The sequence below is a fragment of the Phyllobacterium sp. 22229 genome (genome assembly GCF_052056495.1).
Taxonomy (GTDB): domain Bacteria; phylum Pseudomonadota; class Alphaproteobacteria; order Rhizobiales; family Rhizobiaceae; genus Phyllobacterium; species Phyllobacterium myrsinacearum.
Genome location: NZ_JBQEPA010000002.1, coordinates 29,599 through 52,718, shown reverse-complemented (window position 1 = coordinate 52,718; position 23,120 = coordinate 29,599). Strand labels below are relative to the sequence as shown.

Sequence of the window (23,120 nt, the reverse complement as noted above, 5' to 3'; positions counted from 1 at the left end):
GGGTTCAGAGCCCGACATCATAAAGAATCTGGTTCATCGAACGGGCGGGCTCCCTTTCCTGCACCCCGCCGATAACCTTGGCGGGAACACCCGCCACCGTTTTCCTGTTTTCAACGGATTTCAGGACAACCGAACCGGCCCCGATCTTGGAATTGACGCCGATCTCGATATTGCCAAGGACGGTTGCACTGGCACCGATGAGAACGCCATGGCGCACCTTGGGATGCCTGTCTCCCGTATCTTTTCCCGTGCCGCCCAGCGTCACGCCCTGCAGAATCGAAACATTGTCTTCGATCACCGCCGTCTCGCCGACAACGATACCGGTGGCATGATCAAAAAACACGCCCTTTCCCATGCGCACGGCGGGATGAATGTCGACCTGCAGAACGCGCGATGAACGCGATTGCAGGAATGCCGCCATATCCTCCCGGCCCGTATTCCACAAATGATGGGCGAACCGGTGGACCTGGATCGCGTGAAAGCCCTTCAGATAGAGCAGCACATGCAGGGCACTCCTGGTGGCGGGATCGCGTTCGAGAACGGCGCTGATATCCCTCTCCATCCCGGACAGCACCGTCCGGTTCTGCTCCAGCACGCCGCTGAACAGATCCCGCAGCTTTTCGCTTGTCACGACCGGGCTGCCAAGAACATCCGCCAGCTGCAGGCAAAGCGCATCCTCAGGATTGTCGAAACGCAATACCGCATGCTGCAGAAAAGCGGAAAGCGTCGGTTCACGCTCGCTCACCGCCGCCGCCTCTGCAAGAATACGCAACCATAGCGCGCGTTTTTTCGAAACTGCCGTTGCATTGGTCATTGTGCACCACACTCAAAATCCGGTGATCGGCGTTATTTTTGAACCGTCACTGAAACGGGAAAACCGGAAAGCCGCCGGGTCCACCACCGGCGCGCGCCCGGTCACGATATCGGCCATCAAACGTCCGGCAGCCGGTCCTATGCCGAACCCATGCCCGGAAAAGCCCGTGGCGATATGAAAGCCGGGGATTTCATCGACGGCAGAAATGACAGGTATAGCATCGGGCGTGGCGTCGATATAGCCCGCCCAGCGCTGGGCAACCTCCGCCTGGTTGAACACGGGAAATGCCGCCTTGAGGCTGTCGAAGAAGTGGTTCGACAGATCCAGCGATGGCTTGGGATCAAGGACGCGGTTGTACTCGAACGGGCTCGCCTCATCCATTTTCCATTTGGCCGGAATGCGCGCCTCATCGAAGAAGCGGCCGCCCAGGCGGAAGGACAATGAATTCCACTCCAGTTTCAGCGCCGGCAGGAACTGCCGCGCATAGCGGAATGATTTGGGCACGATATCGACAATGTTCTCATGGCCGGAGGCAATGGTATACCCGCCGTCCTGACGCTTGCGTATGGCAAAATCCTTGGACCAGAGCGCCGCCTCCGGGCCGCCCTGCAAAGGCTTGGTGCGGATGACGGTGTTCAGCACTTTGAGTTGCGGCAAATCGATGCCATAGAGGCCGCAAAACAGATTGGACCAGGCGCCGCCCGCCAGCACAACCGCGCTGCATCCGATTGTTCCCCGTTCCGTGACAACACCGGATATCTTGCCGCCGGATGTTTCAATGCCCCGCACGGCGCATTCCGTCAGGATCGCCGCGCCCTTGTCGCGCGCCGCTTCGGCGATGGCGGGCGCTGCCTTCTGCGGTTCAGCCCGGCCATCGACCGGCGTATAAAGCGCGCCCTTCAGCGGCATGTGTCCGCCCGGCAGAAGAGCTTCGAGCTCCTTGCCGCTGATCATGCGGCTCTCCAGCTGATAGCCCTCCAAATTCTGCAACCAGCGCTCATTTTCCTCATAGGATTTGTCGTCCGGCGCCGTGAACAGAATGCCGGCGCGCGTATACCCGGTATCGCGGCCAAGCCGCTGATCAAAACCGGACCACAGGCGCAGCGCCTCCGCCATCAGCGGCACCTCGCGCGGGTCACGGCGCGATATACGCACCCATCCCCAATTGCGGCTCGATTGCTCCTGGCCGATACCGCCCTTTTCACACAGGGCCACCTTGAGGCCCCGTTCGGCCAGTTCGAGCGCCGTCGAGGCTCCTATGATACCGCCACCGACAACGACCACGTCCACCTTTTCCGGAAGGTCTTCGTCGCCGTGAACGCGCACAACATAGGGGCCAGGCATTGGACAGGTTTCCTCTCACCAACAATCGATCATACAGCTCTACCAGCGTTGCGACGCCGTGTGCAGATGCTTTTGCTGCCATGGCATTGCATCGCCGCTGCCGCAAGGTAGAGAAGATCAGTTTCGAAAGGAGGTATTGTTTTGCGAATGACCGCCTATCTGCGCAGGAACATGCTCAAATCGGGGCATTTCGCGCGCCTTGCGCGCGAAATGCCCGTTGGCCGATAGATCCTACAGGAGCTTATCCAGCGTGATCGGCAGGTCCCGGATGCGTTTTCCCGTGGCATGAAAAACCGCGTTGGCGATTGCCGGGGCCACGCCAACAATCGGCAATTCTCCAACCGCCTTGCCGCCGAGCACGGAAGCATGGTGATCCGGGATACCCACGGAGATCACCTGCAAATCAGGGATATCCGCATTGGTCGCCACGAGATAATCGCCGAGATTGTTGTTGATCACACGGGCGTAGCGCGGATCGACAACGCCTTCCTCAAGCAGCGCCTGGCCGATGCCCATGATGATGCCGCCGCGCCATTGGCTTTCCGCCAGCTTGGGATTGTAAAGGCGGCCTGAATCAAGCGCCGAGACCATGCGCGAGACACGCACGGTGCCGAAATCCTCATCAACCCGCACCTCGACAAAATGCGCGCACCAGCTGTGCAGGGAATAGCCGCCTTCGGTTGGCGGCTTCATCGCCATCATGGTGGTGAAGTTGTTGTAGCGGTCCTGCGTGTTCTTCTTGTCCTCCGGCAGGGTATCGCGCAGGGCTTCAACCTTTTCCTGCCCGATGACGCGCATGAAATCGGCGATGGAAATGCTGGGCTGTTCACTGCGCGGCGTCGAAATCACGCCATCGGCAATGGTCAGGGTATTGGTCTGCTGATCGAGGAAGGGCGAACCGGGATGGTTGAGCGCAAGACCGATCAGTTCATCGCGTGCGGCGTGGGCTGCCTTGTGGACAGCGCCCGTCATCAGGTTGGCAAGCTGCGAGCCGCCGGCAACGGGCGCCCGCGGCAAGGCGGAATCGCCGAGTTTGACCCGAACCTGCTCAACCGGAATACCCAGAACCTCGGCGGCAGTCTGGGCGAGGATCGTATAGGTTCCCTGCCCCATATCGATGCTGCTGCTCGCAACCTCCGCCGTGCCATCGGCAAGAATGCGGACCAGTGCTTCGCCGGGTGTGCGCCGCACCGGATAGGTCCCTGCCGCGACACCCCAGCCGATCAGCTGCTTGCCCTCGCGCATCGAACGGGGTGCCGGCGAGCGCTTTGACCAGCCGAAGGCTTCCGCACCCGCAGCGAATGCCTCCCGCAGCCGGCGCGTCGACCAGGGTATTTTTGCCTGCGGGTCTTCCTCCGCATAATTCAGCAGGCGGATCTGCAAGGGATCGATACCCACTTCATAGGCAAGCTCATCGATCGCCGATTCGATGCCGAAAGCGCTGGGGTTTTCACCCGGCGCCCGCAGGGCACCTGGCGTGACCGTGTTGAGCGGAATGATATTCTGCCGCGAGCTGAAATTGGGCACCGCATACATGATCGCGGTGACGGAACCGAGTGGCTCGACCGCCACGCCAAGCATCGATGTCTCATTGACGCCGTGCTGGACGATGGAAAGGAGTTTGCCCTCTCTGGTTGCCCCGAGGGCCAATGTCTGACGCGTGGCTGGACGGCCGCCATAGGCGGTAAAGGTTTGCGGACGCGTGACCACAAGCTTAACCGGTTTGCCAAGCATCCGCGCGGCGATCGCGGCAACGGCGCCATGCGGCAGCGACAGCGCCTTCGAGCCGAAGCCGCCGCCGATATAGGGCGAGATCATGCGGACATTCTCGAACGGTATGTCGAACCATTCGGCGTAGGAACGGGCCATGCCGTCGATCCACTGGCTGGGCTCCCATAGCGTCAGGCTGTCTGCCTCCCACCGCGCGATGATGCCGTGCGGTTCGATGGCAACATTGTATTCGCGCGGCGTCCGGTATTCCTGTTCGATCCGCACCGGCGCCTCGGCCAGTGCCTTCACGGCATCGCCTCGGGACATCGTCATGCGGTCGATCGGCACGCCTTCCCCGGCCTTGGGGTCGTCGAGGCCGTAAACATGCGCCTTTTCCTCATAGGTGACCCTGATCAGGGCGGCAGCGGCCGTGGCCTGTTCCAGGGTTTCGGCCACGACGGCAGCGATGTGCTGGCCATTGAAGCTCACAATTCTCGGCAGCGCCAGAAACGGGCCTTCCGGGCCGGGCGTACCGGCCCATGTCGTCGCCGATTTCAGCGGCATGATATTGTCGGGGGTCAACACCAGCAATACGCCCGGCGATGCTTCCGCAGCGCTGGCATCGACGGATGTTACGACACCGGCTGCAATCGTGCTCTGCACCGTTACGGCATAGACCAGCCCGTCGATCTGATGTTCGGCCGCATAGGTCGCACTGCCGGTGATTTTGGCGGGACCATCGAGCCGTGACAGGCGTCCGCCGAGATTGCCGTCGGACGCATCGCCGTGCTTGGCCTTTGGAGTGATAAAAGTCATGCCAGACCTCCCAGTTGCAGGACAGCGCGCGTGATCACACGCGGGGCGAGATCGATCTTGTAATGGTTCGCGCCATGATCAGCCGCGCCTTGCATGGACAGGAGGCTGGCCTGACGGACCAGCTGCGGTTCAAGCACCTTGCCGATCAATGCCGCCTCCACCGCGCGGGCCCGCCATGGCTTCGTTGCAACGCCGCCAAGGGCGATGCGTACATCGCGGACCGTCCTTCCATCCTCCTCCAGTTCAAGCCCGACAGCGGCGCTGGCGGCAGCAAACTCATAGGACTGCCGGTCACGGATCTTGAGGTAAACCGAGCGCCGTGCAGCAGCCGATAGTGGTATTGTCACGGAAGTGATAATTTCACCGCGCTCCATGGCGTGTTCGCGATCCGGATGATTGCCGGGAAGCAGGAAGAAGTCGTCGACCGGTATGGCGCGGCTTCCCAGATGCACAACCGCATCCAACGCAACCAGCGCGACAGCCAGGTCGCCCGGATAGGTGGCAATGCAGGCGTCGCTTGTCCCCAGAACCGCATGATTGCGGGTCACGCCGCCAAGCGCAGAGCATCCGGAGCCGGGACTGCGCTTGTTGCAGGCGGGAAATACGGCCGCGTCACGGAAATAGGGACAACGCGTGCGCTGCAGCAGGTTGCCGCCGATGGTCGCCATGTTGCGGATTTGCGCGGAGGCCGCGAGCGCCAGCGACTGCGTGACGGCCGGAAAAGCGTCCTGCATTGCAGGATGATCGGCCACCGCGCTCATGCGGGCTAGCGATCCGATCGATGCCCCGGTCCCGTCGACCTCTATGCGGTCAAGGCCGGCGAGATGCGTGATATCGACGACAGTATCCGGTTCGGTAACCCCGCATTTGGCAAGATCGAGCAGCGTGGTGCCGCCAGCCAGGATCATGCTCCCGGCAAGCGCTGAGGCCGTGCGCGCCTCCTGCGCCGAACCTGCCCTGACATAGGTGAAATTCTTCATGATGCGGCCTCCGCAGCTTCACGGACAGCGGCCACGATATGGGAATAGGCCCCGCACCGGCACAGATTGCCCGACATGTATTCACGAATCTCGTCGTCTGACCCGGCATGTCCTTCGCGAATGCAGGCAACTGCCGACATGATCTGTCCCGGCGTGCAATAACCGCATTGAAAGGCATCATGCTCGAGAAAGGCGGCCTGGACGGGATGCAATGCGCCATCTTCCGCCGCGATACCTTCAATCGTGGTGATCGCGCGGCCCTCGGCCTGGGCGGCGAGCGTCAGGCAGGCGAGCACCCGTTTGCCGTCGATGTGAACGGTGCAGGCGCCGCACTGTCCCTGATCGCAGCCCTTCTTGGTTCCGGTCAGACCGCTATGCTCGCGCAGGGCGTCCAGCAGCGTCACCCGCGGCTCGACGGCAAGCTGCTGCTCCTGGCCATTGATGTTCAGCTTCAAATCGATTGTTCCGGTCATTCTATTGCTCCTGCTGTAGCGGATGCAGATTCGGTCGGCGGCCCGGGATGCGGACACCTGCCGCCTGCCAGAGAATTCAAAACCAGCCCATGTGTATTAGAGACATGACACCGGCACCCATTCTGCGATAAGAAGGCAAACGGACTCCACTTAAACGGAGGGGCCTCCGCTTATCTTAAGACCTTGTTGCCCGTGGTCAAGCCCCCATGAGCATGGAGCAGATTTTGGTTGCCAAGCCGCCAGAAAATTCCGAGCCAACCCTGCCGGTAGCCAAGGGCATGCGCGCCGATGCGCGCCGCAACCGGGAGAAGCTGCTCGAAGTTGCGGCCGCGGTTTTCTCGGAACGCGGCATTGAAGGCTCCCTCGAAGACATCGCGCGCCGCGCCGGTGTTGGCATCGGCACGCTCTACCGTCATTTCCCGACGCGCGAACATCTCGTCGAAGTGGTTTACCGCCGCGAAGTCGAGAGCCTCTGTGCGGCGGCGGGTGAATTATCCCTGAACCATGCGCCGGATGTGGCTCTCGAAGAGTGGATGCAGCGGTTTGTCGGCTATATCGCCGCGAAAAGAGGCATGGCAAACAGCCTGCGCATGCTGGTCAACACGAACTCCGAGCTTTTTGCCGAAAGTTCCGGCATGGTCTCCGTCGCCCTGCGCAATCTGGTGGAAGCCGCCGCCGGTCAGGATCTCATCCGGCGCGACATCGACAGCACCGATCTGCTGCATGCCCTCTTCACCATCTATTCCATTCCCGATGCTCCCGACTGGCATGAGCGTTCCCGCCGTCTGGTCAAACTGCTGATGGATGGCCTGCGATGGGGTGCCGGGGCGAAACACGCGCCCTGAGACGGCAGTTTTTCACCCTTAAATCTGCGCCACGGCAACTCCACCATCATGTTCCCGCAATCCTCGCGTGCAACAATGTGCGGATAATTGGATGTGAGAAGCAATGCCTGCAGATACAACACCGAGCGCGATTGGGAAAAACGATCGTTCCCGCGGCTTCCACGACCATGGCTGTGCCCGCAATAGCGGGCGCAGTGGGCAAGGCCGCGTGTGTGAGATTTGATATTGCGCCCTGCCCCATTGCTCGTTCTCCATCGCCATGCCTGCGTCAAGACCATCTGTGCTCTTGCCGCAGCAGCACTGCTGACCGCCTGCCAGAATGATGCGTCGGGCCTGGCCCTTTCGGCGCCCAGCCTGCCGGCAAGCTATGCGGCAGCGGCAAAGCTGCCCTCGGGCAGGCAGCGGGACCTGCGCGACTGGTGGCAGGCCTTTGGCGACCCGGTCCTGAGCGGGCTCGTCCAGCGTTCGCTTGCACAGAACCTCACCATCGCACAGGCGAAGCAGCAGCTTGTTGCGGCACGCGCGATGGCGCGGACATCCAGAACACTTTTCATGCCCACCGCCGACGTATCGGGCACGGCCAATGCCGGAACAGGTTCGACCAAATCGGAGGAGCTGTTGCGCCGCCCGGTTCAGCTCAACCTTGAAGCGGGTTGGGAAATTGGCCTGTTCGGGTTGAGCGAGAACACGCAGCGGGCAGCCAAGGCATCCGCTGATATGGTCGCCGAGGATGTCGAAGCAGCGCGGATCACCGTTGCCGCCGAAATTGCCAGTGCCTATGTGCGCCTGCGCGCGCTGCAGGAGCGCGAGGCGATCGCCCGCGCCTCCCTTGCCCTGATCGAGCGCGATGGAAACCTGGCCGCGGTCAAATACCGTTCCGGCCTTGCCGCCGCATCGGACGCGGAGGAATCCCGGATAAATCTCGGCGAAGCGAAGGCGGAGCAAGCCCGGTTCCAGACGCAGATCGACATCACCCTGCAGCAGATTGCCACCCTTCTCGGGACCGCGCAGATCGATGCTTCGCTGCAGCATGCCAAACCTCAACCGGTCGCCCGGCTGGACCCCGTCGCCGGCCGCCCGGCGGACCTTTTGCGCGCGCGCCCGGACGTCAGGCGGGCAGAACTTGCAACCGTGCGCGCCGCGGCCGATATTGGCATCGCCCAGGCCGACCTTTACCCCAAACTCCGCCTGAGCGGCATTGTCGGTGTTGGCGGTCCGTCGAACGGTTCGCCGTTCGGCATCATGGGCGGGCCCTCGGTTCAAATTCCGGTTTTCGATCAGGGACGGCGGCGCGCTGTCGTTGCGGCACGGCAGGCTCTGTTCGACGACGCTGTTGCAGCCTACCGGCAGAGCGTTCTCGTTGCCTACGAGGAAGCGTCGTCCGCGCTGCGGGCGTGGTCGGCCGTTCATGCCACCACCCGGCAACTCAATACGAATCTGGCGTCCGCGCAAAAGATGCGCTCCGCAACCACGGTCCTGGAGCGGGAAGGCCTGAGCGACGGATCCAAGTCGATCGGCGCAGCCATGCGGGTTCTGGCGCAGCGCAAGCAGCTGGCCGATGCGCAGGAAGCTGAAGCGCTTGCCCTGATCACGTTCTACAAGGCCATCGGCGGCGCTTCGCCCCTGACGACCAGCACACATGACGCCGCCCCAGCCCGGCAACGGAAGGGGTAAGCGGATGTCCGTTTCCATCGCACGCAAAACATTGGTCCATGAATGGCGGCGGTTTCTTCCGGCGATTGTGGCGGTGGGCTTTTCCGGCGTTCTCATGATTGTCCAGGGCGCCCTGCTTCTGGGCATCATCGGATCCAATGCGCTTTACGTCACACAGTCCAGCGCGCAGTACTGGGTGGGCTTTCCCGGCACGCAAAGCGTCGACCTCGGCCGGCCGATCAGCGCCAGCATTGCCACCAGCCTGTACATGGAACCGAACATTTCCCACGTTGAACGTTTCCTGCTCGGCTCCGGCGATTGGCGCGGCGCCCGCGGCGGCGGCACAAGCATCAATATCGTCGGTATTGACGCGCGCGCCCGCAGCATCGGTCTCTCCTCGGTCGTTCCCGCGGCCATGCGCAGCCTGCTGCTGCAGCCCGGTACGGCGCTGGTCGATGCAACCGACCGGCACAAACTGGCCGTCGATGTCGGTGATACCGCCGAGATCAATGGCCGCCGCATTCACATTGTCGGCCTGATCGAAGGCTTGCGAGGGCTGGGCGGCGTGAACGTGGTCACATCCATCGATACGGCACGGACCCTGGACAATGCGCTCGGGGCGACGGATGACGTGACCTATTTCCTTTATACCGTAACGAAATTCGGACCGGCGGATGCCATTCGCGATCGTTTGAACAGTCCGGCCGGCATCCCGCGTTTTCATGTCTGGTCAGCGCCGGAACTGGCGGGAATGTCGATACGGTACTGGCTTCTCGAATCCGGTGCCGGCATCGCCTTCATCTTCGCAACCATCATCGCCATGCTTGTCGGCGCGCTCGTCACCAGCCAGACCCTGATGGCCGCCGTGGCCGGGTCCATTCCGCAATATGCGACGTTGCGGGCGCTGGGTGTGTCGTTCAAGGGACTGCGCGCCATCGTCATCGAACAGGCGGCCTGGGTCGGGGTTCTCGGCTTGCTTGTCGGCGCGGTCTTCAGCACCGCCGCCGCTCTTATCGCCCGCATCTACAGCGTGCCGTTCGAACTGCGGACAAGCATCATCCTGGCAGCATCCACCGTTGTGCTCACCGTGGCGTTTGCGGCTGGCCTGTTTGCCCTGCGGCGGCTGCAGCACGCCGATCCCGCAACATTGCTCCGGTGACCGCCATGCAGCCAACGATTTCCGCGACCGGCATCAGCAAGGCATTCACTGTCAAGCAAATCCGCACGATTGCTTTGCAGGACGTCTCCATCGATATTTTCCAAGGCGAACTGACGCTGATCATCGGGCCTTCCGGATGCGGAAAGAGCACCCTGCTGGCGACGTTGAGCGGCCTGACCATTCCCGATACGGGCGCGATCAGGACGCTTGGAACCGACCTTGTCGCCGCAAGCGATGCCGAACGGGATTCCTTTCGCCTGCATCATTGCGGCTTCGTCTTCCAGGGCTTCAACCTGTTTCCTGCCCTGACCGCCGTCGAACAGGTCCAGGTGCCGCTGGACTATCTCGGCGTTGCGGCTGACGAGACGGCGGAGCGGGCGGAACGGGCGCTGGAACAGGTTGGTCTCGCCGCCCGGCGTCACCTGCACCCCGCCGAACTGTCCGGCGGCGAAAAGCAGCGCGTGGCCATCGCCCGCGCCATTGTGAAAAATCCCGCCATCCTCTTTGCCGATGAGCCAACCAGTGCGCTCGACAGCGTCAACGGTCAAATCGTCATCGAAATATTGCATACGATTGCACGACGCACCCAGGCCACGGTTCTGTGCGTCTCGCATGACCCCCGCCTCATTGCCCATGCGGACCGTGTCCTGCAGATGGAAGATGGCCGCATTCTTCGTGACTGGCGTCCCGCCGCCGGTACAAAAGCCGCAGGAAATACCAGTCATGATTATGTTTAAGCGTACCACTGTGCAGTATGCGATCGTTCTGGCAGCCCTGGCCGGTGCCGGTCTGGCGCTTTGGAGCATATCGAGCGCAACGGAAGCCAATCAGGCGGAAGTTGCCCAGGCCAGACCCGGCATCATCGCAGCGGCGCGCGGTGTGGTCGATGTCGAGGGCGGCCTGCTGCGGCTCTCCACCCAGCGCGACGGGATGATTCAGCAAGTGCAGGTCAAGGAAGGACAGCGTGTCAAAGCCGGCGACATCCTCGCTACACTCGACAACCGCCGCGAACTCATCGCCCTTCGCACCGCCGAAGCGGAAGCGCGCCAGACCAAGGGCCAGCTGGACGCATTGCAGACCAAGCTCGGCGCCCAGACCCGTCAGGCGGCAAGGCTTCGCCGGGCAGCGGCAGGCAATGCCGTTTCGGCCCAGGCGCTTGACGAAGCCGAGGCGCAATTGTCGGCAACCAAAGCCGAAGTGGTCATCGCCGAAGCCGCCGTGGCGGCGGCGGAAAGCCGGGCGGACAATACCCGTCTCGAAGTGGAAATGCGGCTGGTCCGCGCGCCCATCGCGGCGCGCATCATCCGCCAGTCCGCGCGGGTTGGCGAGGTCGTGTCGACCCAGGCCGTCAGCGAACTTTTCACGCTTCTGCCCGAGGCACCCCGTATCGTCCGCGCCGAAATCCAGGAGCAGTTTGTCAGACTGGTCAAACCCGGCATGGATGTCGACATCATCTCGGAAAACGACGACACCGTTTCCGTTCCGGGGCGCGTCACCAGCATCCAGCATGTCCTTGAACAGCCAAAATCACGCGATGCACCCGGCGATCGTGTCGATATCCGCACGGCTGAGTGCATTATCAGCATTCAGCCCAAGTCATCCTTTCTCATCGGGCAGCGGGTGATCGTCCGCTTCAAAACCTTGCCCGCTGACGGTTCCGGAAAGCCGCCTCGCTGATGACCGCATCATGTTCAGGTAACCCAGACATGAAAAGGTGCCGGCTCAATAGGATGTGAGAAGCAATGCCTGCAAATGCAACGTCACGATCGATGGCGAGGAATGATCGCTTCCTTGCTCTCCATCATGCCAGCTGTTCCCTGAACACTGGCCTTTTCAAACAGGTATATGCGCGCGAGATCTGATGTTGTTCCCCATTCAAATGTTTTCCCGCCTTTGCCGCCAGGGGGCAAAGATCGTCTTTACCGTTGTTGTTGCAGCAAGTCTTGCCGCCTGCGGCAGGAATACCGCTGCCGAAACCGCGCCGAACGACGCCGCGCCATCGGCCACCGTATCGGTCATGCAGATCAACCCGGCTGCCGTTACAATCGCCGATGAGCTGCCCGGCCGCGTCTCGGCATTCCGGACCGCGGAGATTCGTCCCCAGGTCGGCGGCATCATCGAAAAACGCATGTTCGAACAGGGCTCGGAGGTCGTGGCCGGCCAACCATTGTTCCAGATCAATGCGGCGCCCTTCAAGGCGGACGTCGACAGCGCCGATGCCGCTCTGCAGCGCGCTGAAGCAACACTTGTCCGGACTGAAGCGCAGGTCGAACGGGCACGCAGCCTCATCGCGAGCAAGGCGATCAGTCCGCAGAGCTATGAAGACGCCGTTGCCCAGCAGGCCGGTGCGAAGGCGGATGTCGCCGGTGCCCGCGCCGCGCTGGAGCGCCGCCGCCTCGACTACAACTTTGCTTCAGTCAAAGCCCCCATTCCCGGCCGCATCGGTCAGGAGCTGGTGACCGAAGGGGCGCTTGTCAGCCCCACGGATGCCAAACCCATGGCAACGATCCAGCAGATCGACCAGGTCTATGTCGATGTCCGCCAGCCTGCGGCACAGCTGGATGTCATTCGCGCCGCCGCGAGGTCAGGCGAACTCGAGGACGCGTCCAAAGTGCCCGTTGTCATCCTTGCTGCGAACGGTACGCCCTATCCGGTCACCGGCCGCGCGCTCTTTTCCGATATCAGCGTTGATCCGGGCACCGGCAACGTCATGGTGCGCGTGCTCGTCGACAATCGCGACCGCGTGCTTCTGCCCGGCATGTATGTCCGCACGCGTTTGCCACGCGGCAACAAGCCCGCCGCCCTCCTGGTGCCGCAACAGGCCGTGGTGCGGGACGGCTCGGGCCGCCCGCAGCTTCAGGTCATCAATGATGCCAAGCAGGTGCAGGTGCGCCAGGTGCAACTCGGCGACGTCGTGAACGGCCAGTACGTCATCACCAGCGGGCTCAAAGCCGGTGAAACCATCGTCGTCGAAGGACAGGACCGGATTCAGGAAGGCGTCGCGCTCAAGACCGTCGCCTATGAGCCGTCGTCCGCGACCGTTCAGCGCTGACTACCGGAAAGTTTGGTCATGGCTCAGTTTTTCATCAATCGCCCGATCTTTGCCTGGGTCATCGCGATTTTCATCATCCTGTTCGGCGTCATCGCCATTCCGCAACTGCCGGTCGCCCGTTTTCCGACGATAGCGCCGCCAAGCGTGAGCATCAGCGCCACCTATACGGGCGCTACGCCACAGACCATCAATGACAGCGTCGTCGGACTGATCGAGCGCGAACTGTCGAGCGTGAAAAACCTGCTCTACTTCGAATCGTCAGCCGATACATCAGGCAGCGCCAGCATCACCGCGACGTTTACGGCGGGAACGGATCCGGAGCTTGCCCAGGTTGACGTGCAGAACCGCCTGAAGGCTGTCGAGGCGCGGCTTCCGCAGGCCGTGCGCCAGACGGGCGTGACCGTGGAATCCTCCTCCTCGGGCTTCCTCATGATCGTCAGTCTGAATTCGAAGGACGGCCGGTACAGCGAACTCGAGCTTGGCGACTATATGAGCCGCAACATCGTCGAGGAGTTGAAGCGCATTCACGGCGTCGGCCGGGTGCAGGCGTTCAGCACCGAACATGCCATGCGCATATGGGTCGACCCCTCGAAGCTCATTTCCTTCAATCTGACCATGGCCGACATCACCGCGGCAATTCAGACCCAGAACATGCAGATTGCACCGGGCCGCGTCGGCGACGCGCCAACGGTGCCGGGACAGAAGGTAACGGTGCCGCTGACCGTGCAGGGGCAATTGACGACGCCGGAACAGTTTGCCGCCATTGTCCTGCGCTCGGAATCCAACGGCTCCAAGCTGCTGATGCGCGACGTTGCCCGCGTGGAACTGGGCGCCCAGAATCTGTCGTTCTCGACCCGCGCCAACGGCCAGCCCGCTTCTGCCGCCGCCGTTCAGCTCTCGCCCGGCGCCAATGCCGTGCGCACGGCCGATGCCGTCCGTCTTCGCCTGGCCGAGCTCGCACCGGTCATGCCGGAGGGAATGACCTACTCCATTCCCTACGACACGGCGCCGTTCGTCAAGATTTCGATCGAGAAAGTGGTGAACACGCTTGTTGAAGCGATGGTTCTGGTTTTCCTGGTCATGTTCCTGTTTCTGCAGAATATTCGCTACACGCTCATCCCGGCCATCGTCGCACCGATTGCCCTGCTTGGCACCTTCGCCATCATGCTCGTCGCCGGTTTTTCCATCAACGTCCTGACCATGTTCGGCATGGTTCTGGCAATCGGCATCATCGTCGACGACGCCATCGTCGTCGTGGAGAATGTCGAGCGCATTATGGCCAAAGAAGGATTGCCGCCCAAGGAAGCGACGCAGAAGGCGATGCGGGAAATCACCGGCGCCGTAATCGGCATTACCCTGGTCCTGTCGGCGGTCTTTATCCCGATGGGACTGACCAGCGGCTCCGTCGGCGCGATCTACAGGCAGTTCACGCTCTCGATCGCCGTGTCGATCCTGTTCTCGGCTTTCCTGGCTCTGACGCTGACCCCGGCCCTGTGCGCAACGCTGCTGAAGCCGGTCGATCCGGCGCACCACGACAGGAAGGGCTTCTTCGGCTGGTTCAACCGCATGTTTGACCGGCTCACCAACCGCTACCGCGGATCGGTTGCCGGCCTTGTCAAGCGCACCGGCCGCATGATGGTGCTGTACGCGGTCATCCTTGCCGCGCTGGCCTACAGCTTCATGCAGCTGCCCTCGTCATTCCTGCCCGAAGAAGACCAGGGTAATTTCATGGCGTCGTTCTCGCTGCCTGCCGATGCAACGGCCGAGCGCACCCTGGCACTTGTGGAAACCTACGACAGGCATGCCGCATCCCGCCCGGCAATCCGGGATAATCTTTCCATTCTCGGATTCGGATTCAACGGCTCGGGACCGAACGCAGCACTTTCCTTTTCGACCTTGAAGGACTGGTCGGACCGCAACGGCGCGACCATTGACGACGAGGTAAAAGCCGCCACCGAGGCCATGGCGGGAACACGCGAGGGAACGGTCATGGTGGTCAAGCCTCCGGCGATCGAAGAACTTGGCACCACCTCAGGCTTTTCGCTTCGGCTGCAGGACCGCTCGAACCGCAGCCCGGAGGCGCTCAAAGCGGCGCTTGCCAAACTGCTGGCACTCGCCGCCCAGAGCAAACTCGTCGCTGGTGTGTATCCGGAAGGCCTGCCCGATGGCCCAAGCGTGAAATTGAATATCGACCGGCAGAAGGCGGATGCGCTTGGCGTGCCCTTTTCGGCAATCAGCGACACATTGTCGATTGCCATGGGCTCCTCCTATGTCAACGACTTCCCCAACAACGGCCGGCTGCAGCAGGTTATCATCCAGGCGGATGCCCCCACGCGCATGCAGGTCGAGGATGTCCTGAAGCTTTATGTCCGCAACACCGCAGGCGGCATGGTTTCACTGTCGGAAGTCGTCACCCCCGTCTGGACAGCCAGTCCGTTGCAGCTCGTCCGTTACAACGGCTTTCCCGCCGTCCGCATTGCCGGAAATGCCGCGCCCGGCGTTTCCAGCGGCACGGCCATGGCTGAAATGGACCGGCTGGCCGCCCAGCTTCCCCCCGGCTTTGCCGTGGAATGGACAGGTCAATCCCTGGAGGAACGGCAATCCGGGTCCCAGGCGCCGATCCTGCTTGCACTGTCGATGCTGGTGGTCTTCCTGGTGCTGGCGGCGCTCTATGAAAGCTGGTCGATCCCGCTTTCCGTCATGCTGGTCGTTCCGCTCGGTATCATCGGTGCAGTGCTGGCGGTTCAGTTGCGGGGAATGCCCAATGACGTCTTCTTCAAGGTCGGGCTGGTCACCATCATCGGCCTGTCCGCCAAGAACGCCATTCTGATCGTGGAATTTGCAAAAATGCTGCGTGCGCAGGGCGCGGGTCTACGGGAGGCGGTCACCGAAGCGGCCAGCCTCCGGTTGCGGCCAATTCTGATGACGTCGCTTGCCTTTGCGCTTGGCGTTGTCCCGCTGATGATCGCACGCGGAGCCAGTGCCGAAACGCAGCACGCCTTGGGAACCGGCGTCTTCGGCGGCATGGTCTCGGCCACGGTTCTTGCCGTCTTCTTTGTGCCTGTTTTCTTTGTGTTCGTCATGAAACTGTTCGAGCGCAAGCCGGCGCAAACAAAGGTGCCCGCGCCGCAGGCCGAATAGGCTTGTCCTGTCCGCTTTCGCCCGGTCCCGATGCGCGTGCCAGCTGGTCAACGGGAAAAAGCGGGGAGCAAGGCAAAAATCTATTCACGACTCCGGTGCCAAGAGTTACAGCAGTACATCGCTGGCATGCAAAGATTGGAGCTGAGCCCATGACTGACACCGTTACCGATCGTTTCCTTCGCTACGTCGTCATCGACACCCAATCGGACCCGCAATCCCCGACGCAACCATCCACCGAGAAGCAGAAGAATCTCGGCCATGTGCTGGTCGCGGAACTGCTCGCCATCGGCCTATCCGATGCGCATATGGACGAGCACGGCTATGTCCACGCAACGATCCCGTCCAATGTCGACAAGCCGGTGCCGGTCATCTGCTTCTGCTCGCACATGGACACGGCGCCCGATTTTACCGGCACAAACGTCAAGCCGCGCATTCTGCAGAACTATGGCGGCGGCGACATACAGCTGACCGGCGACCCGCAGCAGGTCATTCGCGTCAGTGACAATCCGGTCCTGCTCGACCAGATCGGCAATGACATCATCACGACAGACGGAACCACCCTTCTCGGTGCCGACGACAAGGCGGGATTGGCAGAGATCATCACGGCGGCACAGTTCCTTGTCGACAACCCGGATATCCGCCACGGCACGATCAAACTGCTGCTCACCGTGGACGAGGAAATCGGGCGCGGCGTCGACAAGGTGGATGTGGCCAAGCTTGGCGCGCAGTTCGCCTATACCGTCGACGGCGAAACCGCAGGCCATATCGAGGACGAGAGTTTCTCGGCCGACGGGGTCGACATCACCATTTCAGGTGTCGCAATTCATCCGGGTTTCGCCAAAGACAAGATGGAAAACGCCATCAAGATCGCCGGCGCCATCATCGACCGGCTGCCGCGGGATATTGCGCCCGAGACAACGGAAGGCAAAGAGGGTTTTATTCATCCGACAGGCGTCACCGGTTCGATGGAAAAGGCGGCGCTCAGCTTCATCATCCGCGATTTCACCGAGGATGGCCTTGCTGCCAAGGAAGCCATGCTCGAAGCGCTGGTGAAGGAGGTCATGGCCGGTTATCCCGGATCTTCCCATACGTTCACTGTCAGGCAGCAGTACCGCAACATGAAGTCCGTCCTCGACCGGCATCCGGAGATCGTCGACAATGCGGTTGAGGCGGTTCGCCGGGCCGGTATGGTGCCGGTGCGCGGCAGCATCCGCGGCGGTACCGACGGCTCGCGGCTGTCGTTCATGGGATTGCCCTGCGCCAATATTTTTGCCGGCGGCCACGCCTTCCACTCGCCGCTCGAATGGGTCAGCCGCCAGGATATGGAAAGGGCCGTCAAGACGCTGGTCGAACTTGCGAAGATCTGGGAGGAACGGGCCTAGAGCAGAATTTCTTTAGAGTGCTCGTGTCTTGCGGGCACCATATCTGCATATCAGCCGGTCGATAGTGACGACCAGTGTCCCCAGCCCGAGAAAACCGGCGGTCATCCAGGCCATGTTCACCACGGTTTCGCTGAGACCGATCTCGGGAACATCGATAAACGGGTAGGGATAGAACCCGGAGAAATGACCGTGGATCAGGGTGTAAACCGCATAAGCCGCCGGGAAAAGCAGCCACCACAAAGCATGGCGCCACAAGAGCGCGCCGCGCCGGACCCAGAACAGCCAGTCAATGGCGTAAAGCACCGGAACGGCGTAATGCAGAATCTGGTCGCCGCGCGCCTGCCATCCGGTTGGCCGCCACGCGGTCTGCAGGACAAGGGCATAGATGATGCTGGTCATGACCACGTATGACAACAGCGCCGACCTGACAGGGGGACGCTGCACCCATTGTCCCGGACGGGAAGCTGGTGCTGCCAGTGAAAACACCAGGCCGAGAAAGACAAGCGTATTGGTCTGGATGGTGAAATAGCTGAAAAAGTTAGCCGTCAGCCGGAGCCGGCTGACATGAGCGGCCGGTATGATGGCGAAATAGGCGATGCCAATACCCATCAAAACGGCAAGTGCGAGCAGGACGCGATAGATTCGAACGGCCGCGGCACCCGGTGCTTGAACGATATGTCGTGATTCCACCGCTCCAGTTCCCCCTATGGCCGGAAATGCTCTAGCCATATCCGTGGGGAAACTGAAGCGGTTTTTACCGAAATCGACCCTGCGCCGGTGCTTTCAGCTATTCCGCCAGATCGACACCGTCAAAACGATGCGACCCTAGGGGATCCAGCACATATCCGGACACTTTTTTCGACATGGGCATGACAACCGTCGAATGATCGAGGGCGGCAATCGGCGCCTCCCTCTTGATGATGACCTGCGCTTCTTCATAGAGCTTGGTGCGTTCGGCCTGATCCGGAATAATCCGTGCCTTTTGCAGAAGTGAATCGAGCGGCTGGAAACACCAGTTCGAGTAGTTGCTGGAACCCACACCGGCACAGCCGAAGAAGAAGCTCAAAAGGTTATCCGGATCGCCATTGTCGCTGGTCCCGCCGAGAATGACGGCTCCGTCCCGGTTCTTGTCGCGCGCCTTCTTGAGGTATTCGCCCCATTCATAGGAAACGATCTCGACCGACACGCCAACCCTGGCGAAATCGGCCTGGATCAATTCGGCGGCCCGGCGGGCATTGGGCATATAGGGGCGGCTGACCGGCATTGCCCAGACCTTCATCGCCAGATTGCCGACGCCGGCAGCCTGAAGCATCGATTTTGCCTTTTCCGGATCGTAGGGATCGTCCTTGACGGCATCATTGTAACCCCAGCCTGCAGGCGGCAGCGGGTTCTTGGCGACCTGCCCCATGCCCTGGAATACGGCATCCACAATGGCCTGCTTGTTGATCGCCATGTTCAACGCCCTGCGCACCTCGGCCTTGTCGAACGGCGGGACAAGCGTGTTGTAGGCGAGGTAGGCGACGTTCAGGCCGGGTTGTTCCAGCACCTTCAATTCGCTGTCGGCTTTCAACCCGGCGACATCGGCGGGCGACGGATAGGAGGCAACCTGACACTCCCCTGCCCGCAGCTTCTGTATCCGCGTCGTCTGGTCAAGGGTAATGGAGAAAATCAGGTCGTCGATCTTTTGTCTGCCGTCCCAGTAATCCGGATTGGCGGCGAAGCGGACCACGGAGTCCTGCTGGTAATTGACGAACTGATATGGTCCGGTCCCCACCGGCAATTCGTTGAGCTGTGTCATCTTTCCATCCGCCTGCAAATGATCGGCATATTCCTTGGAAAGGATCGATGCAAAGTCCATGGCAAGGTTGGCAAGCACCGAAGCACTGGGGGCCGACAGAACGATCTTAACGGTCTTGTCGTCGACCTTGCTGATTTCCTTGACCATGTCGGGAAGGCCCATGGCGGTTGTCATTTCCCAGGTGATGCCCGTGATATAGGTGTGCCAGGGACTGGTCTTGTCGAGCTGGCGCTGCAGCGAGAAAACAACATCGTCAGCATTGAGGTCGCGGCTGGGCGTAAAATACTCGGTCGTGTGGAATTTTACGTTGTTTCGAAGCTTGAACGTATAGGTGAGCTTGTCATCGGAAATCGTCCAGCTCTCGGCAAGACCGGGAAGGACATTGGTTGTTCCGTTCTGAAACTCCACAAGCCGATTATACACCGGCTTCGATGAGGCATCCCAGGTGCTGTTGGTGGAATAAAGCGCCGGGTCAAACCCTTCAGGCGAGGCCTCCGAGCAATAGACCAGTGTCTTGGCGCTGGCCGGTGCTGCCAGGACCGGGAAAAGCGTGAGGGACAAAGCGGTGCAGGCAAGAGCGATGGAATGCTGGGCGATACCGAAATTCATCAGATGTTCTCCTCTTTTGTTTTTATGGGCGGGGCTTAGACGCGCCCCGCCTGTCTTCCTTGCAAACCAAACCGGATTACGATGCGGCCCAGACCGCCTGCGGCTTCGACCAGAGTTGCTCCGAGCGGATCAGCGACACAAGCTCGTCCGCCTGAATTTGCAGGAAGCGCTCACCCTTTTCTGCCGATGCCGACCGCGGGTCTCCCATGGTGCCGGTGACGGGGGCTCTTTCCGGAAAGGCGTAGAAGCGCGAAATCCCCGATGGAACCGATATGGCGCCATCATGTTTTTGCGCAGCTTCGGAAAACTTCTGTGTCTTCACCATGTCCCCGGCGATGGCCAGCATCAGCGAGGATTCCCCCTCGCAGGCGTGGGTCGGCCCCGCATCCACCTCAAAGACCGCGGCCAGCTTTTCCGGCGCAAGCATCCACGGCGTTGTGGCAACGATGGGCATGGCGTATTCTACCGCCAGCTCGCGCACGGAAACGGCCAGCGGATCGATGTTGCCGCCATGGCCATTGACGATGAGCAGCCTCTGGAAGCCCAGAACCTTGAGGGAGCGGACGATGCTCGTCAGCACGGCGCGATAGGCCGCATAATCGAGGCTGATCGTGCCGCCGAAGGGGAAATGATGCTCGCTCATGCCAAGCCAGAGGCCGGGCAGAACCGTTACCGGAATCTCCTCAGCAACCAGCCTTGCCGCCTGCAGCGACACGGCAACGGCGCTGGCGGTATCGGTGATGACCGGTAGATGGGGCCCGTGCTGCTCGAGCGAGCCAACCGGCAGGATCACCAGCGCATTTGGCTGCCCTGCCCGCTCCTTCAGTTCCGGGGCCGTCAAGCGGGCCCATTCAACTTCCCTCGTCATTGTTTCCATACTCCCAAAATACGCAGTCATTGCGGGTGACGGCTTGTGCGTGGCTAGAATGTCAGTTGAGAATTGAAGCCGAGAACGAACATGATGAACTTCGACACATCGACCATATCGTCTGCCTGATAACGGATCGTATAGCCGTCGGTTCGCTCGACAAACTTCAGATAGGACAGGAATTCGGCGGGCAACCGGTTGCGGAAGGTGATTTCCAGAACGGGTTTCTCAATCACCAGCGGTTGCATCGAACCGATCCGCGACAAGGCCGTCTTAACGCCCGCACGCAATTTTTCATGGGCCGCATTGGGCGTGAGCGAGCGCGCTGAACGGGTGCCATAGGCCCACTTCACGGGAACGGTCACGATGTCCCCCAGATGTTCGCTGATCTCCTGCATCGCCACATCGTCGCCGGACGTCAGGATGACCGGAATGCCGAAATCACCAGCGGTCGCGGCATTGATGCCGGCCTCGGGCACAACCTTGCCGTTGATGCGGATTTCATGAAATGCCGTTCCGCCGATCGTATGGGAGAGAACGCCGCCCATGTGACTGGCGCCGGCATGATAGCCGATGAGCATGGCTCCGGCGAATGTTCCGACCTCGATCCCCTGCATCATCATCAGCGGCCCCGGCCAGCTGCGGACGATCTGAACATAATCGGGCAGGCGCTCGATCTTGATGCTCTGGCCATTGCCGTGCGAGTCGCTCAGCACGATTTCCTCGACGCCGTTGTCGTGCGCCTCCTCACAGGCGGCGACAACCGTGTCGGTCATCCAATCGCGGGCGCGTTCATACTCGAACCCCTCGGGCGTCAGATGATCGCGGCTGACCACGCCGACGATCCCCTCAATATCGGCAGAAATGTAAAGGCGCATGTTTTCCTCCCAGCTCCAGACTGTATGGCTTAATACCAGATTGACTTTCCGACAAGAAACATAATTTATCTATACGAAAATTAATTTTCAAAAATTCGGAGGAGTCCCATGAAGCTGTTCATTGCAGGTCTGGATACGGAGACAAACACCTTTTCCCCCATACCAACGGGTTATGAGGCATTCCGTGAGAATCTTATTGCGCATGGCGACGCCACGTCCAGGCCGTTGAATTGCTGCTCGTCCCAGATGCATGTCTGGTTGAATGCCGCAGCGGCCCGCGGCTGGGATGTGGTTGAAAGCCTCTGCGCCGTGGCGGAACCGGGCGGCACCACGACCCGGGCAACCTATGAAGCGTTTCGCGCGGAAATCCTCGCCGACCTTCAGGCGGCAATGCCCGTTGATGGTGTGCTGCTGGCACTGCACGGCGCCTGCGTTGCCGAGGGCTATGACGATGTCGAAGGCGACCTTCTCTCTCATGTCCGCAAGATCGTAGGCCCTGACATACCCGTCGGTGCGGAACTCGATCTGCATTGCCACATGACAAGAACCATGATCGACAATGCCACCATGCTGGTCGCTTACAAGGAATATCCGCATACGGATATAGAAGAGCGCGCGGAACACCTGTTCCAGCTGCTGGTCAAGGTGGTTGAGGACGGCTGCCGGCCGGTGATGGCCGATTTCGACTGCCGCATGATCGGCACGTTCCGCGTGCATCAGCAGCCGCTGCGCGGGCTGGTTGACCGGATGAAAGCCCTCGAGGGACAGGACGGCATCTTGTCTGTCTCCTTCTGCCACGGCTTTCCCTGGGGCGATGTTGCGGATGTCGGCGCAAAGATGCTGGTGGTCGCGGATCGCGATATCGGCAAGGCGCAGGCGCTGGCAACGGCGTTTGGCCAGGAAATATTCTCGCTGCGAAAGGAACTCAAACCGGAACACGCCAGCATCGACGAAGCGCTCGATCAGGCGCTGGAGGTGCCGCACGGTACGGTCGTGCTTGCCGACGTATCGGACAATGCCGGCGGCGGCGCGCCCGGAGATTCGACGTTCGTGCTCAGGCGCGTCATTGAACGGGGCATCAAGGACGTTGTCAGCTGCCTCTATTGGGATCCCATCGCCGTCCGGCTTTGCCACGAAGCCGGGGAAGGCGCTGTGCTTCCCTTGCGGATCGGCGGCAAGATCGGCGAGGCATCGGGCCAGCCGCTTGACCTGACAGTGACCGTACGGCGCCTTGCCTCCGGCATCACCCAGCGTTTCGGCATTGTGCCACTGTCCATTGGCGATGCCGCCTGGGTCAGTTGCGATGGTGTTGACATCATCCTCAACAGCCTGCGCACCCAGACGTTTCATCCGGAATGCATGACAGCACTCGGGCTTGATCCCTCGACCCGGAAAATCGTCATCGTCAAATCAAGCAATCACTTCCGCGCGGGATTTGAGCCGATTGCCAGCAAAATCCTTTACATCGCCGCACCGGGCGCATTGCAGCCGCATTTTGAAGACCTGCCCTATACAAAACTGAAGAACAGCTATTGGCCCAGGGTGGAAAACCCCTTCGCCGCCGCCATGGCGTAGAGCGCCTGGAAACGCCGCAGGTC

General features: G+C 61.1%; 18 protein-coding genes. 9 read left to right on the top strand and 9 right to left on the bottom strand.

All coding sequences use genetic code 11. The annotated features are described in order from the left end of the window. Positions 1-4: 4 nt before the first annotated feature. The 5 genes from cysE to ACTJJ7_RS02545 form a co-directional block, all read right to left on the bottom strand. A complete protein-coding gene (gene cysE / locus ACTJJ7_RS02565) occupies positions 5-814 on the bottom strand; it encodes a serine O-acetyltransferase (protein WP_440965157.1) in 810 nt (269 codons plus the stop codon). Positions 815-826: 12 nt separating this feature from the next. Then, positions 827-2,158 (bottom strand): NAD(P)/FAD-dependent oxidoreductase, encoded by a 1,332-nt coding sequence (locus ACTJJ7_RS02560; protein WP_440965156.1) that lies wholly within the window; start codon positions 2,156-2,158, stop codon positions 827-829. A gap of 231 nt (positions 2,159-2,389) precedes the next feature. Then, the gene (locus tag ACTJJ7_RS02555) at positions 2,390-4,684 is read right to left on the bottom strand and encodes a xanthine dehydrogenase family protein molybdopterin-binding subunit (RefSeq protein WP_440965155.1); all 2,295 of its coding nucleotides are present in this window, start codon (positions 4,682-4,684) and stop codon (positions 2,390-2,392) included. Beyond that, entirely contained in the window at positions 4,681-5,664 is a 984-nt protein-coding gene (locus ACTJJ7_RS02550) for an FAD binding domain-containing protein (RefSeq protein ID WP_440965154.1), read from the bottom strand. Before ACTJJ7_RS02550 ends, ACTJJ7_RS02555 begins: the two co-directional genes overlap by 4 nt. Beyond that, a complete protein-coding gene (locus ACTJJ7_RS02545) occupies positions 5,661-6,137 on the bottom strand; it encodes a (2Fe-2S)-binding protein (RefSeq protein ID WP_440965152.1) in 477 nt (158 codons plus the stop codon). The genes ACTJJ7_RS02550 and ACTJJ7_RS02545 overlap by 4 nt, the downstream gene beginning before the upstream one ends. A 212-nt stretch (positions 6,138-6,349) precedes the next feature. Here ACTJJ7_RS02545 and ACTJJ7_RS02540 point away from each other — a divergent pair, with 212 nt between their 5' ends. From ACTJJ7_RS02540 to pepT, 8 genes are all read left to right on the top strand, one after another. After that, on the top strand, positions 6,350-6,982 hold the full coding sequence (locus tag ACTJJ7_RS02540) for a TetR/AcrR family transcriptional regulator (protein ID WP_440965486.1): 633 nt from the start codon (positions 6,350-6,352) through the stop codon (positions 6,980-6,982). A gap of 225 nt (positions 6,983-7,207) precedes the next feature. Beyond that, positions 7,208-8,656 (top strand): efflux transporter outer membrane subunit, encoded by a 1,449-nt coding sequence (locus tag ACTJJ7_RS02535; RefSeq protein ID WP_440965151.1) that lies wholly within the window; start codon positions 7,208-7,210, stop codon positions 8,654-8,656. A 4-nt stretch (positions 8,657-8,660) separates the two neighbouring features. Further along, the gene (locus ACTJJ7_RS02530) at positions 8,661-9,794 is read left to right on the top strand and encodes an ABC transporter permease (RefSeq protein WP_105733589.1); all 1,134 of its coding nucleotides are present in this window, start codon (positions 8,661-8,663) and stop codon (positions 9,792-9,794) included. 5 nt (positions 9,795-9,799) lie between these two features. Continuing rightward, positions 9,800-10,531 (top strand): ABC transporter ATP-binding protein, encoded by a 732-nt coding sequence (locus ACTJJ7_RS02525; protein WP_105733878.1) that lies wholly within the window; start codon positions 9,800-9,802, stop codon positions 10,529-10,531. Then, entirely contained in the window at positions 10,518-11,471 is a 954-nt protein-coding gene (locus ACTJJ7_RS02520) for an HlyD family secretion protein (RefSeq protein ID WP_158531279.1), read from the top strand. Before ACTJJ7_RS02525 ends, ACTJJ7_RS02520 begins: the two co-directional genes overlap by 14 nt. Positions 11,472-11,655: 184 nt before the next feature. After that, positions 11,656-12,846, top strand: coding sequence for an efflux RND transporter periplasmic adaptor subunit (locus ACTJJ7_RS02515; RefSeq protein WP_440965148.1), 1,191 nt, complete (start codon positions 11,656-11,658; stop codon positions 12,844-12,846). Between the two features lie 18 nt (positions 12,847-12,864). Then, the gene (locus tag ACTJJ7_RS02510) at positions 12,865-15,987 is read left to right on the top strand and encodes a multidrug efflux RND transporter permease subunit (protein WP_440965147.1); all 3,123 of its coding nucleotides are present in this window, start codon (positions 12,865-12,867) and stop codon (positions 15,985-15,987) included. A gap of 149 nt (positions 15,988-16,136) precedes the next feature. Then, positions 16,137-17,369, top strand: a complete 1,233-nt coding sequence (gene pepT, locus ACTJJ7_RS02505; protein ID WP_130272760.1) for a peptidase T — start codon at positions 16,137-16,139, stop codon at positions 17,367-17,369. Between the two features lie 12 nt (positions 17,370-17,381). On the opposite strand, the gene ACTJJ7_RS02500 is transcribed toward pepT, so the two are convergent. The 4 genes from ACTJJ7_RS02500 to ACTJJ7_RS02485 all read right to left on the bottom strand — a co-directional run bounded on the left by ACTJJ7_RS02500 (position 17,382) and on the right by ACTJJ7_RS02485 (position 21,522). Then, entirely contained in the window at positions 17,382-18,059 is a 678-nt protein-coding gene (locus ACTJJ7_RS02500) for a Pr6Pr family membrane protein (RefSeq protein ID WP_440965145.1), read from the bottom strand. A gap of 97 nt (positions 18,060-18,156) precedes the next feature. Then, on the bottom strand, positions 18,157-19,776 hold the full coding sequence (locus tag ACTJJ7_RS02495; protein WP_440965144.1) for an ABC transporter substrate-binding protein: 1,620 nt from the start codon (positions 19,774-19,776) through the stop codon (positions 18,157-18,159). A 76-nt stretch (positions 19,777-19,852) separates the two neighbouring features. Then, positions 19,853-20,644 (bottom strand): creatininase family protein, encoded by a 792-nt coding sequence (locus tag ACTJJ7_RS02490; protein ID WP_105733584.1) that lies wholly within the window; start codon positions 20,642-20,644, stop codon positions 19,853-19,855. A gap of 53 nt (positions 20,645-20,697) precedes the next feature. Next, positions 20,698-21,522: a M55 family metallopeptidase gene (locus tag ACTJJ7_RS02485; protein WP_440965142.1), complete on the bottom strand. Its 825-nt coding sequence runs from the start codon at positions 21,520-21,522 to the stop codon at positions 20,698-20,700. Between the two features lie 108 nt (positions 21,523-21,630). Between ACTJJ7_RS02485 and ACTJJ7_RS02480 the strand changes: the two genes are divergently transcribed. After that, on the top strand, positions 21,631-23,097 hold the full coding sequence (locus ACTJJ7_RS02480; RefSeq protein ID WP_105733582.1) for a M81 family metallopeptidase: 1,467 nt from the start codon (positions 21,631-21,633) through the stop codon (positions 23,095-23,097). The last annotated feature ends 23 nt before the right edge of the window (positions 23,098-23,120 follow it).

Excerpts from the sequence above, each read along its gene's own strand:
- ACTJJ7_RS02485 (WP_440965142.1), bottom strand. The coding sequence starts at position 21,522 with ATGCGCCTTTACATTTCTGCCGATATTGAGGGGATCGTCGGCGTGGTC.
- ACTJJ7_RS02540 (WP_440965486.1), top strand. The coding sequence starts at position 6,350 with ATGGAGCAGATTTTGGTTGCCAAGCCGCCAGAAAATTCCGAGCCAACC.
- ACTJJ7_RS02480 (WP_105733582.1), top strand. The coding sequence starts at position 21,631 with ATGAAGCTGTTCATTGCAGGTCTGGATACGGAGACAAACACCTTTTCC.
- ACTJJ7_RS02490 (WP_105733584.1), bottom strand. The coding sequence starts at position 20,644 with ATGACGAGGGAAGTTGAATGGGCCCGCTTGACGGCCCCGGAACTGAAG.
- ACTJJ7_RS02550 (WP_440965154.1), bottom strand. The coding sequence starts at position 5,664 with ATGAAGAATTTCACCTATGTCAGGGCAGGTTCGGCGCAGGAGGCGCGC.
- cysE (WP_440965157.1), bottom strand. The coding sequence starts at position 814 with ATGACCAATGCAACGGCAGTTTCGAAAAAACGCGCGCTATGGTTGCGT.
- pepT (WP_130272760.1), top strand. The coding sequence starts at position 16,137 with ATGACTGACACCGTTACCGATCGTTTCCTTCGCTACGTCGTCATCGAC.
- ACTJJ7_RS02555 (WP_440965155.1), bottom strand. The coding sequence starts at position 4,684 with ATGACTTTTATCACTCCAAAGGCCAAGCACGGCGATGCGTCCGACGGC.
- ACTJJ7_RS02520 (WP_158531279.1), top strand. The coding sequence starts at position 10,518 with ATGATTATGTTTAAGCGTACCACTGTGCAGTATGCGATCGTTCTGGCA.
- ACTJJ7_RS02515 (WP_440965148.1), top strand. The coding sequence starts at position 11,656 with ATGTTGTTCCCCATTCAAATGTTTTCCCGCCTTTGCCGCCAGGGGGCA.
- ACTJJ7_RS02495 (WP_440965144.1), bottom strand. The coding sequence starts at position 19,776 with ATGAATTTCGGTATCGCCCAGCATTCCATCGCTCTTGCCTGCACCGCT.
- ACTJJ7_RS02510 (WP_440965147.1), top strand. The coding sequence starts at position 12,865 with ATGGCTCAGTTTTTCATCAATCGCCCGATCTTTGCCTGGGTCATCGCG.
- ACTJJ7_RS02530 (WP_105733589.1), top strand. The coding sequence starts at position 8,661 with ATGTCCGTTTCCATCGCACGCAAAACATTGGTCCATGAATGGCGGCGG.
- ACTJJ7_RS02560 (WP_440965156.1), bottom strand. The coding sequence starts at position 2,158 with ATGCCTGGCCCCTATGTTGTGCGCGTTCACGGCGACGAAGACCTTCCG.
- ACTJJ7_RS02525 (WP_105733878.1), top strand. The coding sequence starts at position 9,800 with ATGCAGCCAACGATTTCCGCGACCGGCATCAGCAAGGCATTCACTGTC.
- ACTJJ7_RS02545 (WP_440965152.1), bottom strand. The coding sequence starts at position 6,137 with ATGACCGGAACAATCGATTTGAAGCTGAACATCAATGGCCAGGAGCAG.